This is a genomic window from Vibrio tetraodonis (genome assembly GCF_003350295.1).
In the GTDB taxonomy this organism is placed as follows: domain Bacteria; phylum Pseudomonadota; class Gammaproteobacteria; order Enterobacterales; family Vibrionaceae; genus Vibrio; species Vibrio tetraodonis.
This window is the reverse complement of record NZ_QLYY01000016.1, coordinates 163,412-177,901: the sequence shown is the minus strand read 5'-3', so window position 1 is coordinate 177,901 and position 14,490 is coordinate 163,412. Positions and strand designations below refer to the sequence as shown.

The window sequence follows — 14,490 nt, the reverse complement described above, 5'->3', positions numbered from 1 at the left end:
ATTTTGCTTGCCTATAATTTAGTACGTTTAGAAATGATTCATATTGCCGAAGATGCGAATGTAAGTCCAACTCGGGTTAGCTTCACAGCAGCAATAAATTTGATAGATGCCCAGTTGCGCTGGCTAGCGCTCAGCCCCGATGGCACTTTACCTGTTAGGCTCAAACAAATGCGAGAGAGCATCAGCCATTTCATTTTGCCAGATAAAAGAAAGGACCGAACGTTTCCACGTTCAGTCCTCTTTGTTCGGGCCAAATATCCATTTAAATATAAGTGTTAATACTTATCCGAACGGCATTAAACGTTACCGCTCGCCTTTTTACACTCATAAACAATTATTCGTAGAATGGTTTGTTCAAACCTGCGCGAGTCAACAGCCCATCACACGGAGCGAAGCGATCGCCATACTTCTGTGCATGCTGGTTCATCAGCTCGATCACTTTCTCTAAACCAAGCTGGTCCATGTATCGGAAAGGCCCACCCAAGAATGGAGGGAATCCTATACCAAAAATGGCACCAATATCTCCATCACGAGGGCTGCGAATGATATCCTCTTCAAGGCATCGGACTGCCTCATTTAGCATGGGTAATACGCAGCGCAGAGCAATGTCTTTCTCGCCTGATTTTGCATCGGGGGTCAAACTCAACAGCTTATAGACGGATTTATCTACCTCTTTCTTCTTACCCTTATAGGTATAAAATCCTTTGCCACTCTTTCTCCCTTTGCGATTGTCGTCCAGCAGAGTATCGAACACATCCGGTCCTTTGAATCGCTCGCCTAACTCACCAACTAAAATAGGCATAATTTTAGCGCCAATATCAATACCGACTTCATCGAGTAAGGTAATAGGACCAACCGGGAATCCAAAGTTCAATAGGGCTTTATCCAAATGCTCTATCGGCTCGCCAGACATCAAAACTTGAGCCGATTCATTCATGTAAGGAGCAAGAATACGGTTGACATAAAAACCAGCGCAGTCTTTGACAACGATAGGTGTTTTGCCTTGCTTGCGAGCAAATTCAACCACGGTGGAGATAGTCTCATCGGAGGTGCTTTGATGAGGGATAATTTCCACCAATGGCATTTTTTCAACAGGGCTAAAATAATGTAGGCCTACCACCTTCTCTGGACGCTGAGCCTTTTCAGCAATCTTATGGATGGGTAAAGACGACGTATTAGTAGCAAAGATGGTGCTATCCTTTGCATTCGCTTCAACATCAGCCACCATTTGCTGCTTTAATTCCAAATCTTCAAATACCGCCTCAACCACTATGTCGGTGTGATTAAAACGTGTAAAGTCCACCCCACCAGAGAGTTTTAGCATATTCGACTGAAGCTTAGCCTTAGACAAAATGCGGCGTTTGCGCTGCTTATCAAACAACTTGTAGTTGTACTTAAGCGCATTGAGAACCCCGTCATTGGAGACATCTTTAATTCTCACTGGCACTTTGGCTTTGGCCACAGATACATGGCTTATCCCCGCACCCATCAAGCCGCCACCCAGTACAGCAGCCATGCCAACATCTTTTGGCTCTGCTTGAGTGCCTTTTTCTTTCTTCATCTCTGTTGTGGCAAAGAAAATGGAGCGTAACGCTTTCGATTCAGGTGTCATGACCAAATCGCCAAATCGCTGCGCTTCTTTAACTTGCCCTTGCTCAAAGCCTTTTTCTAAGCCATGGCGCATTACATCCAAAATAGCTTCAGCAGCTGGATAATTGCCACGGGTTTTGTCATGCGTTTTTTTCGCCGCCTGCTCAAAAATCACTTTGCGGCCCAAGCTAGTGTTAGAGATAAGCTTTTCTTTGGTTGACACCTTGCGCTTAGCTTGTGATTTACCGGCATGTTTCTCAACAAAACTCTTGGCCACTTGCAGCAACACGCTCTGTGGCACAACCGCATCAACCACGCCCAATTTTTTCGCCTTAGCGGCTCTTAACTGTTTCCCTGTGAGGATCATATCAAGCGAGGGCAGCAAGCCAATTAAACGAGGCAAACGCTGCGTACCGCCAGAACCTGGCAGCAAACCCAATTGCACTTCAGGCAGTCCTAAACGAGTCTTATCTGAAGTGGTGCAAACGCGATAATCACACGCTAACGCCAGCTCCAGACCGCCACCTAGACATGGACCATGAATCGCAGCCACAACAGGAAACGGCAAGTCAGACAATTGCTGGAACATTGTCTGCCCTTGAACAGCAAGATCTTTTGCTTGCTCTGAACTGGTGCAAGCATCAAGCATGCGTACATCCGCACCGGCAATAAAGTTATCTGGTTTAAGAGAATGGACAATCAAGCCCTTAATGGTTGAGATGTTTTCTTGCAGCTGAGCAAATATGGCCTTCATCTCGTCAGCAAAAGCCGCTTGCAAGGTATTCATTTTCTCACCGGGGACATCAATCGACAGCCAAGCAATGTTTTGTTCATCAACCTTTAGTTCAAATGCTTTTTGTTCACTCATTACTCAACCTCCAAAACCATAGCTGCACCTAAACCACCTGCTGCGCAGGCTGTATTTAACGCCAAGCCTCCGCCGCGCCTCTTAAGCTCTCTTAACGTTTGAGTGATCATACGCGCGCCCGTCGCGGCAAATGGATGGCCATAGGCTATTGAGCCACCAAGTACATTGAATTTATCCATATCAATTTCACCTATCGCTTTTGCTCGGCCAAGTTTCTGCTGCGCAAAGTCGTCTGAGGCAAACATTTTGACATTCGATAAGGTCTGAGCCGCAAAGGCTTCATGCATGTCGATTAAGGTCAGATCGGATAAATTAATGCCTGCTCTATCAAGTGCGAGAGGTGTAGAATAAGACGGGCCCATTAACATATCCATCTCAACCCCAATCGCGGAAAAGGCATAAGAGCGTATGTAGCCCATCACCTCTAGGCCTAACTCTTTGGCTTTGCCTTCACGCATCAACATGATGGCCGCCGCGCCATCGGTAAGCGGAGTACTGTTGGCCGCTGTCACACTGCCATATTGACGGTCAAACGCAGGGCGCAGCTTAGCGTAACCTTCCAAGGTTGAATCATGGCGAACGTTATTATCTTGAGAAATCCATTGTTTGTAGGGCTCTGGAAAGGCTGTCATGACCTCTCCTTCAATCTTGCCGTCTTTCCACACCTCGGAAGCAAGAGAATGAGAACGATGGGCAAGTGCGTCCTGTTCTTGACGGGTAATGCCATGAGATTTGGCCATCTGCTCTGCGGTTTGCCCCATAGACAAGCCAGTGGAGTACTCAGCCACCGCAGGAGGAACTGGCATAAGGTCTCTAAATGAGAGGTTTTTAAGCAACTTAAGCTTCTGACCCATGGTTTTGGTTTTACTCAGCGCAAGAAGATTAGCAGCCAGTTTCTTTGACACACCAATAGGCAACACTGAGGAAGAATCTGCACCACCAGCAATACCGATATCAATCGTCCCTGCCATGATACTTTCCGCCACATTAACCGCAGACTGAAAACTGGTTGCACAAGCTCGGGTCACGCTGTACGCATCGGTATGAATGTTCATTCCCGTGCCCAGCACAATTTCTCTTGCTATATTTGGCGCTTCGGGCATCTGAACCACTTGGCCAAAAACAACTTGATCAATCAGCTTAGGGTCAATTTCAGTCCGCGCCATCATTTCGCTAACTACCATCTTACCGAGATCGACGGCGGGGACTTGACTGAATTCCGTGCTTTGACGTGCAAACGGCGTACGCAAACCTGCAACTACCGCAATGCGCTCACCCGAGCGCGTTTTCACTTCCTGCTTGCCCATTATTTCTCCTTTACAAAATAGAGGTCAGACCAGAAACATTGTAACTAGAATGTTAAACGAATCAAACGCTCGTTTAATTAAACGTGATTTGGAGTGGAAAAGCGAGAGCTCAAGCGGCAGAAGCATTAGGCAAAAAAAACCACACAGATTTGTGTAGTTGGAAAACAAACCAATTAACTCACGTTAATCGAAAATAATCAGTGTCCTGATTAAGGAGAAAGTAAAGCCAGCCTTCAAAAGGAAATGCCACCTTGCTCAACAAGTCGGCTTAAAGGCCAACCAGATGACAAGAGCTACTATAATCTGTGTTTAATATTGAATGTTGAAATAGATCAATTTTATGTTGGTTTTTTAACCATAATATTGAGTGAAATCGTACGCTGGTCTGATAAGTCCAGAGAATGTTTGATTAAATACTCAGTAAATCATACTCTGCTAGGGCCTAGAATTAGGTATATGGTCAAACCACAGAGCAAAATTGGAGGCTCACGTGTCTGTTATCAATTTTTTTGGAAAGAAAAAGTCGAGTCCTCCGGTCAACTCGGATATGGACAGACAAAGAAAGTATGAGGCTCTTGTAAGGGCGTATCACAGAGACTTATATCGCTACGCCTATTGGCTATGCAAAGACCAATCGGTCGCAGAGGATCTTGTCCAAGAAACCTGTCTTCGGGCTTGGAAGTCGCTAGACAGTTTACAAGATGAAAAGGCGGCAAAATCATGGTTGATTACCATATTAAGACGCGAAAATGCGCGCCGCTTTGAGAGGAAGCAGTTTGATCTGGTTGATATTGATGACCATGCCAATGACGCCAAAGTCAGTGATGCGCCGCATCACCAAACCCAATGGGTGCAGGCACAGATCATGAAACTGGAAGACGAGTATCGTGAACCTCTCTTTTTGCAGGTTGTCGGAGGGTTCAGTGGCGAAGAGATCGGTGAGATCCTTGGTCTTAATAAGAACACAGTGATGACCCGTCTTTTCAGAGCAAGGAACCAACTGAAGGACATGTTAGATACAGAAAACAGTCATCGAGGACAGCAAAATGGATGAGTTAGAATTCCGTCGTCGTATTATGTCCGACCCAAAAGAGCGGGACGGCGATATCGTCGAAGCCATAAAAGCAGACAGCGCCAACGGCAAATTTGCCGAAGATGTGCTTGAGCTTGATGCCCAGATTGCCAAGGCGATGGCGGTTGATGTGCCTGAAGATCTAGTCGATCGCATTTTGTTTCATCAAACCTCTCATTCAGAGTCTAATGTGATTAGACCCACTTTTGCCAAACGTGCTATGGCCACAGCAGCATCGGTTGCCTTTGTATTCGGTCTTTTGGTTGGACAAGTTAACTGGGGCAATATTGTCCTGCCGCCAGCGCATGCCAGCATTGAAGATATTGCCATTAAGCATGTGATGGCCGAAAAGCCATTTGTCACCGGTATTGACGAAAATGTGCCCTCTTCACAGATCAATGCCAAGATGATGCCTTTTGATTACCAATTTGAGGTCAATTTCCCGTACCATGTCTATTACCTCAATCATTGTGGCTTTGGTGACACCAATGCACTGCACATGGTGTTTCAGGGCGAAAAAGGCAAAGTGACGTTATTTTTCACCAGTATGCCTTCCAAGCAAACGGTCGACTTTGAGCAGCAAGGTATGGCAGGTGTGGTCGAACCGATTGGTAACACCAGCTTGATCCTTGTCGGTGAAGATGGTGAAAATGTCGCCAACATCGCTGAAAATATAGCAAACATCATCAAACCTATGAGTTAACCAAATTTTAACATTTTGTGAGCTGTATCATGGCTTGAGCCTCTCGCTTGAGTCATTTTTTTTGCTTAAAAATAGAGTTTAAACTCTAAAAAGTCTGTTTTTACCTGTAAATCCTGCCAAATGGCTTTCATTTCTATAATTTTACAAACCAACTTGGTAATGGTCGGATTTCAATCTTTTATACTGGGTGTCTAGGATTTGCAACAGTTGAGTGAAAGCTCAAATAAGACGTCCGCGAGAGGCGAAACAAAGGAAAAGTATGATGAATAAGACACGTCTGTTTAAGAAATCTCTTCTAGCCGTGACCATTGCCAGCACCACACTGGCTTCGCAGCAAGCTCTCGCTGCAGGTTTCCAGCTTAACTCTCAGTCTGCCACTGGACTTGGCCGCGCCTTTGCGGGTGACGCCGTAATTGCCGATAATGCTTCAGTGATGGCGCGTAATGCCGCCGCAATGACTCTGTTTGACTCAGACCAGTTTTCTGGCGGCGTCAATATGATAGATACCGACATTGAAATCAAAGATATCTCTTACAACGGCAATTCAATTAACGATGTGACCAACTCAAGCAATACCCCGGTTCCCAATATCTATTACATCCATAAACTTAACGATCAGTTTGCGATTGGTGCAGGGATATACTCAAATTTTGGTACCAAAAATAATTTCCCTGGAAATTTTGGTGCTGGTACCGGTAACGCAGCTGTATCGCTTCCAGATGCAAGCGTCTTAGGCGGTACAACCGAGATAGAAACCATTAACTATACAATTAATGCGGCTTATCGCATCGATGAGCAGTGGAGTATTGGCGGTGGTATCGATATTATTCAGGGTAGCGGCAAGCTAAGACGTGATGCCTTTAGTAATGTCAATGCCGTTAATATAGATGCCGACGGGATCGGGATCGGGTTTAATCTAGGCACTGTGTTTGAGCTTGATGAAAACAATCGCTTTGGCCTTGCCTATCATTACAGCCCTGAGGTAGAAGCCTCGGGCGATGTCTATTTGGATGCTGGTATTGGTGGTGGTGGTGCGTCTCTCATAGGGACTAATGCGGTCGCTGGACAAGATGTGTTGCTGCCTCTGCCCAGCATGCTTGAATTCTCTGGCTACCATCGTATAAAAGACACTAAATTTGCGGTCCATTATAGCTTACAGTGGATCGGCTGGGACACCTTTGACAAGCTTAAAACTAGCGGTGGCAGAGACATAAAAACTTACAATTGGCAAGACGGCTACCATATCTCTTTGGGCGGGACTTACTACCTAGATAATAATTGGACACTACGTGCGGGCTATATGCATGATACGGCCGCTCAAGATAAGCTGACATCCATCTCAGTTCCAGATTCAGATCGTAACTGGTTCTCATTCGGTGCAGGGTATGCGTTTGATAAACACCACTCTATCGACTTTGGCTTTACCTACCTAATGGGTGAAGACGTCAAGGTAACAGAGAATGTAAGTACGGTACCTTTAACCGCTACTACACGCGCAGATGCCATGCTTTACGGGCTTCAGTATAGCTACAGCTTCTAATGTAGACACTTTAACCACACAAAGGGCCATCTTGTATGGCCCTTTTTCATTTTCCGACCAAACTCAAACCCTCAGCTGATTATTTTCAGCCTACAGCTGTGCTGCCAAACCGCCTTTTCACAGCACATGTGTTCGCCGAGTTAAAGCAAAATAAAACAACGAATCAGTGATTTATATAAAAATTTACCTTAGTGGCGATATTTTATTGCAAAGATAATCGCTAAGGTGTTTTTTGTTTTTAAAGTATTAACTCTAATTTTAATATCATCTGACATTTATTAAATAAGTCAGCGACAAATTACCATGAAAACAAGAATTACTTTTCTCTCCCTTGCAGTGGGCGCAGGCCTTATTTCTGCTTCACATACAGCAACAGCGGCTGGTTTTCAATTAGCCGAATACTCGGCAACTGGCCTTGGCCGCGCCTATGCTGGTGAAGCGGCGATGGCAGATAATGCCAGCGCACAGTGGCGAAACCCAGCTATGCTCACCTATCTTGATGGCACACAATTATCGCTTGGCGCTATTTACGTCAACCCCAATGTGGATGTCGATGGTACAGTAAACGGCTCTAAATCATTGAACCCAAGCTTACCCACGACCAATGCGTCTAAATCAGATTTTGCCGATGATGCGATTATCCCTAATTTTTACCTTTCGCATAAATACTCGGATCAAGTGGCAATTGGCTTAGCGCTGGGGACCAACTACGGGATGGAAACTAATCTGGATAATGATTTCGCCGCCGCTCACTTTGGCAATCAAGCCAGCGTTACCACAATGGAAGCTAACCTCAACGCAGCCTATCAAATCAATCAAGACCTGAGTATTGGCGGCGGTGTTCGCTATGTGATGGGCGAAGGCAGCTTTGGCGCAAAAGCGCCAGCCAACAATGCTCAAGCTCTACCCCAAGGTACAGACCTTAAATATATGGAAGGCGATGATAATGCTTGGGGCTGGCAAGTTGGCGCGGCGTGGCAAATCAACCAAGAGCACCGTATTGGCTTTACCTACAAATCCGAAGTGCAACTTAAACTTGAAGGCTATGCCACAGGCGCAGGATTTGATTTAAGCCTAAGTAATGGCAATCGCGATAATGGCAGTATGGATCTTGTCCTGCCTGCCACAGCCGAATTAGCAAGCTTTCATCAACTGACAGAGAAACTCGCCATTCATGCCAGCCTAAACTGGACAGATTGGAGCAGCTTTGAAAAATTAGAGGCCCAATTAAACACATTAGGCAGCAAAATGGTCAAAGTTGAAAACTGGCAAGATAACTATCGCCTAGCACTGGGCGCAACTTATCAGCTTGACCCTAAATTGGCACTTCGCACCGGTATTGCCTATGACACGTCGGCGGTGAGTGATAAAAATCGCACCATTACTATCCCAGAAACCGATCGCACTTGGCTAAGTCTAGGCGCAAGCTACGGCTTTACTAAAAACTTTACCCTAGATGGCGGATTAACCTACATTCTAGCCAAAGATGCGCCAATCACAGAATCACGCGGCTATGCCTCTGACGATACCTCGCAAGCCTTAGCAGGCCAGTTTTTTGGCGAAACTAAAGGGAATATTTGGCTTATCGGTGTTCAAGCCAGCTATCGATTTTAAGCCAGACAGAGCTTCAAGCTAAACTGGCATGAAAAAAAGCTTGGTCAATAAACCAAGCTTTTTTTATTAGAAGTCTTCATCGAGATAGTCGTCAAGATAGGCTTCTTCTTCTGCATCAAATTGTTCGGGCTTTTCAATCTCGGCGTTGAAGTCCTGATTTTGCAGATAGGCATCTCGCGTTAGTACGTATGGATCAGGCGAGTTCTCAAGCATAGCTTCTTGGGAGACTAAAGCAGCTCTGGTTTCCATACCCTCAAGTGCCCACTTGCCAAGTCCTGCCCAAATATTTAAAAGCGACAGAGGAACATAGGTGCTGTCGACTAAGTCAGCAGATTCTCTCACCGTCCAAGGTCCGTAACCTGGCACCATAACGTAGGGGCCATTACCCACACCATAATGCCCAACGGCATCGCCAAACGACTTGTTATTATGATGGGTAATACCAGCGGCCGACGCCACATCGATAAGGCCTAATAAACCAAAGGTACTGTTAATCCAAAAACGGTTAAAGTGGTCAATTGCCTTGTGGCCATTACCCATTACCAAGTTATTGATCACACTCGCTGGCTCATCAAGGTTACTTAAAAAGTTTGCAATACCTTGGCGAACAGGATCAGGAACATAGTTGACATAAGCCAAGGAGACAGGCCGCACAAAGTAAGGATCTAAGTAGTCATAGTTTATCGCCCACATACTGCGGTTGAACCCCTCAATCGGGTCGTTAACCTCTGACTCACCGTGCGCTGAGTCTTGAGGCGCGCTGGCGCACCCCATCAAAAACATAACACCACAAAACATTGCCCACATCTGGGGCTTAATACTATTCATTGTTCTAACTTCCAAACAAAGGCCGGCACTATTTAGCACCGGCCTTCTATCAATTTATTGCGCGAATAAGCTTGGTTAATATTGTTTATTAATACTAACCGTAACAGGTTGACCCATTTTAACGATTTCGCTCTCACCAAACCAGTCCCCTTGCTTAGTCGCTACGTTGCCGTCTGAATCGAGACGAACACGTACCATAAGTGACTCCAATGAGGATAGCTTACGATCTTGCAACATACTATTAGAATCATCAAGAACTACGGTTCGAGGAAAACTCCCCAATGGGTACCTTGCCGCCGCAACTGGCATAGGCGAGCCATCAGCTGTATGAACCGAAACAATCAACGCCGAATCTTGGTCAAGTTTTACCTTTTCACTCAGTGAGATAGAAACAGAGACTGACGTATTACTGACCGCGGAATCACCCAATTGTTCCTGAGCATTATCAATACTGCGCGTTAGCATTTGATAACGGCTATCTTCAGGCCCAATCATACGTTGCATCACCTTCCAGTAACGGATGGCAGCAGTATAATCTTCTCTTTCGTACGCGTCGAATGCCAATAATGAGAATACGCGTAAATCGACGTAATCATTTTGCACTAATTGGCCAAGGATGCGACGCGCAAGAGTCTGATCAAGTTCATCTTGCGACAAGATTAGAGCTTGAGCGTAACCTAGTTTGATATCATCATCGTCAGATTTGAGGGCATAGGCTTTTTTCATCGCGCCAACGGCTGTCACGACATCACGGTTAGCCAGAGCTATTCTGCCGAGCAAGAGCCACCCTGTTGAATCATCGGGGTGATAATGTAAGCGGGTACGCAAAGCAAGCGTCAGATCGCGCATTTCATCATCGCTGAGCGCAGCCCCCTCAGGCACCAATAACTTCTTAGATAGCGCGGGCAAGTTCGCACTGACTTGTTGCCAATCTTCTACCTTAGTTGACGCGCCGAATTTAAAGTACATGGCGTATGACAATGCGATGATAAACACCATAGAAGGCAGCAAAATAGCCATAGGAGATATCGCCACTGAGCCTTTAACTGAGTTTTGATCAGGAACGTCATCTAGCAGTGACTGTTTAAGATCATCAACTAATTCCTGCTGATCATCGACTAAGCCTTCTTGGGTCTCTTCGGCAAGCTCAGATAACCTGTCTTTATACAGCGCCTTATTGAGCTCATCACGCAGTACGTCATCACTATTGTTTTTTCTACGAATAAAAGGAATGCCCATCAAAATCAGGCTAAGCAAGATAAGAATGGCTGAAGCTATCCAAAATAACGTCATTACTGCTTATCTCCATCATCATCTTGTTGTAAAAGAGCTTTAAGGCGCGCTTCTTTGGCTTGATTCCAATTCTCGTCCTCATGTATCCGAACCTGTTTTTTACGCGAACGCACAAAAATAAAACCAAAACCAAATATCACCACAAAAATTGGCCCAAGCCATAAGATGGCAGTCGCAAGGGTAAAGGGCGGCTTGTAAGTCACAAAGTTGCCATATCTCGCCACCATGTAGTCAACAATATCTTGCTTGGACTTACCTTGTTTGGTCATTTCATATACTTTTTGCCTTATATCGACGGCCAATTCCGCGTTGGAATCTGCAATCGTATTGTTTTGACATTTAGGACATCTAAGAGTGCTACTCAGCTCTTTAAATTGCTGCTCTTGCTCTAGATCCTCAAACTCATAGATTTGAATCGATGCGTGGGCTGCAAAAGATAAAATGGCGCTGAGTAAGATGAAAAAGACGGTGTTTTTCACTGTTTAGCCTCCGCAACCAACTTGTCATAGATAGGTTTAATGTCATCGTTCCAGCTGCGGTCACCGACATTACTTGCATGACGATAACGAATCACGCCCTTAGCATCGATCAAAAAGGTTTCTGGCGCTCCATACACACCCAGATCGAGGCCAAGCATGCCGGTACCATCAAATAGGCTTATCAAATAAGGATTACCCAGCTCGTTAAGCCACTTAACGGCTTTGGTGCGATCATCTTTATAGTTCATGCCAATGATCTTAACACCCTGCGAGGCCAACTTATTGAGGTACTGATGCTCCACATAACAAGTCGAGCACCAAGTCGCCCACACATTCAGAAGTAAAGGTTCACCTTTGAATATGGATTGATCGTAGAGCTTGCCTGGCTCTGCTAAGTCTTCAAGCTTAAATTGAGGTACTGGCTGACCGATAAGCACAGATTCAAGCTTGGTCGGATCGTCACCGTGAGAGTTTCGAAACAATTGCGTGGCAAAAACACTGACCAAGGCCAAAAACGCAACTAGAGGTATAAAGAGTAATTTTTTATGCATCACGCCTCCTGCATTTTTGCACTTTTTCTAAAGCGATAGCGTTTGTCACTAATGGCAATCACACCAGCAAGCGCCATAAGTAAAGCCCCAGCCCAAATCCATCGTACAAAAGGTTTGTAGTAAATTCGCACCGCCCAGGATTTATCATCATCTAAGCGCTCACCCATAGCAATATAGAGATCCCGCGTAAGACCACGATCGATTGCCGCCTCTGTCATCATGGAACGTGCTGTGCGATAAAAACGCTTCTCTGCATGCAAAGTGTTTAAGTACTCCCCTTGGTGACTGACCTTAAAGTCCGCAACAAAGCCATCATAGTTTGGGCCATTCTTATCTTTTATCCCTTTAAAGTAGAAGTCATACCCTTGGATGTTGTAGCTTTGACCCGGCGCCAAACGAACATCACGTTCAATACTGTAGTTTTGCACCATGGCAATACCGATAATGCTGACAGCAAGGCCGATATGACCAAACATCATTGCCCAATGACTACGCTGAAGCTTGGTGACACCGACAGTAAAACTGTGTCTATGGGTTGCTCTCTGGTGTAGCTCAAAACAATGCATAAAGATGATCCACAGTGCCATCACCCAACCGATATAAGCCATAAACTGGAAGAAATCGGCAAGCAGTGCCACTAAGACATACGCCAAAATCAATGAGGCTAGCCCTGAAACCAATATGGGTTTGGCTAAGCCTGAGAGATTGTCTCGCTTCCAGCGAATAAGTGGTCCAATCCCCAAAAAGAATGCAAAGGGTACCATCAGCCATGCAAACAAGAGATCAAAGAATGGCGCACCAATTGATACTGAACCCAAACCTATTTGTTTGTGCACAAGCGGGAGTAAGGTGCCAATAAGCACTACCACTAAACCGGCAATCAGCAAGACATTATTGACCAGCAGCGTGTTCTCTCGAGACACAAGTTCAAAGTGACCACGCGAGCGCACTTTAGAACCTTTAACAGCAAATAGGAGTAACGAACCACCTATCACAAATACCAAGAAAAGAAGAATGAACATGCCCCGCGAAGGATCGGAGGCAAATGCATGCACAGACACCAAAATTCCCGAGCGAACTAAAAATGTGCCAAGTAAGCTCAGAGAAAATGCAGAAATGGCTAAAAGTACAGTCCAAGCTTTAAATGTACCTCGCTTTTCTGTGACTGCGAGTGAATGCATCAGCGCAGTACCCGCTAACCATGGCATAAAGGAAGCGTTTTCTACTGGATCCCAAAACCACCAGCCCCCCCAACCTAGTTCGTAGTAAGCCCACCAAGAACCTAGAGCAATTCCTAGAGTCAGAAACAACCAAGCCGCGGTAGTCCAAGGCCGTGACCAACGTGCCCAAGCCGTATCCAGTCTGCCAGTCATTAATGACGCAATCGCAAATGAAAAGGCAACGGAAAAGCCCACGTAACCCATATAAAGCATAGGAGGATGAATAATTAGACCTGGGTCTTGCAATAGGGGATTGAGGTCGCGTCCATCAACAGGGAAAAAGGGTAAGGTCCTTAAAAAAGGGTTTGATGTGACAATAATAAACAGAAGAAATCCAACGCTTATCATCCCCATCACAGCCAAAACTCTCGCCACCGATTCCTGAGGCATACCTCGACTAAAAGTTGCAACAGCTACTGTCCATATCGCTTGAATTAAAACCCAAAGCAGCAAAGAGCCTTCATGAGCCCCCCAAACCGCAGTCAAGCGATAATACCAAGGTAACTGACTATTTGAGTTGGTTGCCACATAAGTAAGGGTAAAGTCATTGCTATAAAATGCCCACAACAGCACGCCAAACGACAAAGCAAGCAATAGAAACATTCCCCAAGACAGTGGCCTTGCGGTGTTCATTAGTAAGATGTTATTTCGTGAGGCGCCAATTAAAGGCAGGATACTTAATAACACTGCCATCGCCAGTGATACGATAAGGGCAAAATGACCAATCTCAACAATCATTGACCACTTCCTTGTTTTTGTTGCTGGCTATACTCAAGCGGCTGGTGGTTTTTTTTCATCGCCTCAGCAATCTCTGGCGGCATGTATTCTTCGTCATGCTTGGCAAGCACTTCAAAGGCTTCAACCGTGGTGGAATTTTTTAGTACTCCTTGGGCCACAATACCTTGTCCCTCTCGAAATAAATCCGGAAGAATCCCATCATAAAGCACGGTCACTTTAGGACCGACATCGTGCAGCTCAAACGAGACTTTAAGTGATTCAGGGTCCCTTTTTACTGACCCTTTGACCACCATACCGCCGATACGTAAGCGCTGGCCAACTGCTGGCTTTGTACCATCAGGCTTGCCATCAACTAACTCACTAGGCGTATAGAATAGGTCCATGTTCTGATTTAGGGCATAGAGCATGAGACCAATAGTCGCGCTCATACCAAGGAAAATGGCGAGTACTATCCCCAGCCGTTTTTTACGCCTCGGATTCATAACGTATTCTCCATATTTTTCGCGGCATCGATTCGAGCTTGTCGATCAATTTTTGACTGGACTTCTTCGAGTAATTGGTTACCACGGCGCAGACTCAGCAGAAATAGGATCATCATTGAGGCAAAGGTAATACCAAAGGCACTCCATACATAAGCCGAGTATCCTCCCATCGCCAGAAAATCGCTTAAAGACTCAAAATACATTG

The 14,490-nt window shown here is 45.5% G+C and carries 13 protein-coding genes and 1 pseudogene; 5 read left to right on the top strand and 9 right to left on the bottom strand.

The genetic code is table 11. From position 1 onward, the window contains the following. Positions 1–279, top strand: a pseudogene (locus DPF90_RS12895) (IS4 family transposase); the annotation flags it as partial. A gap of 55 nt (positions 280–334) precedes the next feature. Here DPF90_RS12895 and fadJ read toward each other — a convergent pair. Then, positions 335–2,458 carry a fatty acid oxidation complex subunit alpha FadJ gene (gene fadJ, locus DPF90_RS12890; RefSeq protein WP_114786762.1) on the bottom strand — a complete coding sequence of 708 codons (2,124 nt, stop codon included), beginning with the start codon at positions 2,456–2,458 and terminating at the stop codon, positions 335–337. Further along, the gene (fadI, locus tag DPF90_RS12885) at positions 2,458–3,765 is read right to left on the bottom strand and encodes an acetyl-CoA C-acyltransferase FadI (protein ID WP_114786761.1); all 1,308 of its coding nucleotides are present in this window, start codon (positions 3,763–3,765) and stop codon (positions 2,458–2,460) included. The genes fadJ and fadI overlap by 1 nt, the downstream gene beginning before the upstream one ends. Before the next feature lie 478 nt (positions 3,766–4,243). On the opposite strand from fadI, the gene DPF90_RS12880 reads away from it, so the two are divergent. The 4 genes from DPF90_RS12880 (at position 4,244) to DPF90_RS12865 (ending at position 8,694) form a co-directional block, all read left to right on the top strand. After that, positions 4,244–4,819 (top strand): sigma-70 family RNA polymerase sigma factor, encoded by a 576-nt coding sequence (locus DPF90_RS12880; protein WP_114786760.1) that lies wholly within the window; start codon positions 4,244–4,246, stop codon positions 4,817–4,819. Further along, the gene (locus DPF90_RS12875) at positions 4,812–5,540 is read left to right on the top strand and encodes a DUF3379 domain-containing protein (RefSeq protein ID WP_114786759.1); all 729 of its coding nucleotides are present in this window, start codon (positions 4,812–4,814) and stop codon (positions 5,538–5,540) included. Before DPF90_RS12880 ends, DPF90_RS12875 begins: the two co-directional genes overlap by 8 nt. A 262-nt stretch (positions 5,541–5,802) precedes the next feature. Beyond that, a complete protein-coding gene (locus DPF90_RS12870; protein WP_114786758.1) occupies positions 5,803–7,080 on the top strand; it encodes an outer membrane protein transport protein in 1,278 nt (425 codons plus the stop codon). A gap of 303 nt (positions 7,081–7,383) precedes the next feature. Further along, positions 7,384–8,694, top strand: a complete 1,311-nt coding sequence (locus DPF90_RS12865; protein WP_114786757.1) for an outer membrane protein transport protein — start codon at positions 7,384–7,386, stop codon at positions 8,692–8,694. Positions 8,695–8,760: 66 nt separating this feature from the next. On the opposite strand, the gene DPF90_RS12860 is transcribed toward DPF90_RS12865, so the two are convergent. From DPF90_RS12860 to ccmD, 7 genes are all read right to left on the bottom strand, one after another. Beyond that, positions 8,761–9,522: an MlaA family lipoprotein gene (locus DPF90_RS12860; RefSeq protein ID WP_114786756.1), complete on the bottom strand. Its 762-nt coding sequence runs from the start codon at positions 9,520–9,522 to the stop codon at positions 8,761–8,763. Between the two features lie 75 nt (positions 9,523–9,597). Continuing rightward, positions 9,598–10,815 carry a c-type cytochrome biogenesis protein CcmI gene (gene ccmI, locus DPF90_RS12855; protein ID WP_114786755.1) on the bottom strand — a complete coding sequence of 406 codons (1,218 nt, stop codon included), beginning with the start codon at positions 10,813–10,815 and terminating at the stop codon, positions 9,598–9,600. Next, the gene (locus DPF90_RS12850) at positions 10,815–11,294 is read right to left on the bottom strand and encodes a cytochrome c-type biogenesis protein (RefSeq protein WP_114786754.1); all 480 of its coding nucleotides are present in this window, start codon (positions 11,292–11,294) and stop codon (positions 10,815–10,817) included. The genes ccmI and DPF90_RS12850 overlap by 1 nt, the downstream gene beginning before the upstream one ends. Continuing rightward, positions 11,291–11,845 (bottom strand): DsbE family thiol:disulfide interchange protein, encoded by a 555-nt coding sequence (locus DPF90_RS12845; protein WP_114786753.1) that lies wholly within the window; start codon positions 11,843–11,845, stop codon positions 11,291–11,293. Before DPF90_RS12845 ends, DPF90_RS12850 begins: the two co-directional genes overlap by 4 nt. Then, on the bottom strand, positions 11,845–13,803 hold the full coding sequence (locus tag DPF90_RS12840; protein WP_114786752.1) for a heme lyase CcmF/NrfE family subunit: 1,959 nt from the start codon (positions 13,801–13,803) through the stop codon (positions 11,845–11,847). Before DPF90_RS12840 ends, DPF90_RS12845 begins: the two co-directional genes overlap by 1 nt. Beyond that, positions 13,800–14,285, bottom strand: a complete 486-nt coding sequence (gene ccmE / locus DPF90_RS12835) for a cytochrome c maturation protein CcmE (protein WP_114786751.1) — start codon at positions 14,283–14,285, stop codon at positions 13,800–13,802. Before ccmE ends, DPF90_RS12840 begins: the two co-directional genes overlap by 4 nt. Further along, the gene (gene ccmD / locus DPF90_RS12830; RefSeq protein WP_114786750.1) at positions 14,282–14,488 is read right to left on the bottom strand and encodes a heme exporter protein CcmD; all 207 of its coding nucleotides are present in this window, start codon (positions 14,486–14,488) and stop codon (positions 14,282–14,284) included. Before ccmD ends, ccmE begins: the two co-directional genes overlap by 4 nt. Between the last annotated feature and the right edge of the window lie 2 nt (positions 14,489–14,490).

Excerpts from the sequence above, each read along its gene's own strand:
- fadI (WP_114786761.1), bottom strand. The coding sequence starts at position 3,765 with ATGGGCAAGCAGGAAGTGAAAACGCGCTCGGGTGAGCGCATTGCGGTA.
- DPF90_RS12840 (WP_114786752.1), bottom strand. The coding sequence starts at position 13,803 with ATGATTGTTGAGATTGGTCATTTTGCCCTTATCGTATCACTGGCGATG.
- DPF90_RS12860 (WP_114786756.1), bottom strand. The coding sequence starts at position 9,522 with ATGAATAGTATTAAGCCCCAGATGTGGGCAATGTTTTGTGGTGTTATG.
- DPF90_RS12870 (WP_114786758.1), top strand. The coding sequence starts at position 5,803 with ATGAATAAGACACGTCTGTTTAAGAAATCTCTTCTAGCCGTGACCATT.
- DPF90_RS12865 (WP_114786757.1), top strand. The coding sequence starts at position 7,384 with ATGAAAACAAGAATTACTTTTCTCTCCCTTGCAGTGGGCGCAGGCCTT.
- DPF90_RS12845 (WP_114786753.1), bottom strand. The coding sequence starts at position 11,845 with ATGCATAAAAAATTACTCTTTATACCTCTAGTTGCGTTTTTGGCCTTG.
- DPF90_RS12875 (WP_114786759.1), top strand. The coding sequence starts at position 4,812 with ATGGATGAGTTAGAATTCCGTCGTCGTATTATGTCCGACCCAAAAGAG.
- ccmD (WP_114786750.1), bottom strand. The coding sequence starts at position 14,488 with ATGTATTTTGAGTCTTTAAGCGATTTTCTGGCGATGGGAGGATACTCG.
- ccmE (WP_114786751.1), bottom strand. The coding sequence starts at position 14,285 with ATGAATCCGAGGCGTAAAAAACGGCTGGGGATAGTACTCGCCATTTTC.
- ccmI (WP_114786755.1), bottom strand. The coding sequence starts at position 10,815 with ATGACGTTATTTTGGATAGCTTCAGCCATTCTTATCTTGCTTAGCCTG.
- fadJ (WP_114786762.1), bottom strand. The coding sequence starts at position 2,458 with ATGAGTGAACAAAAAGCATTTGAACTAAAGGTTGATGAACAAAACATT.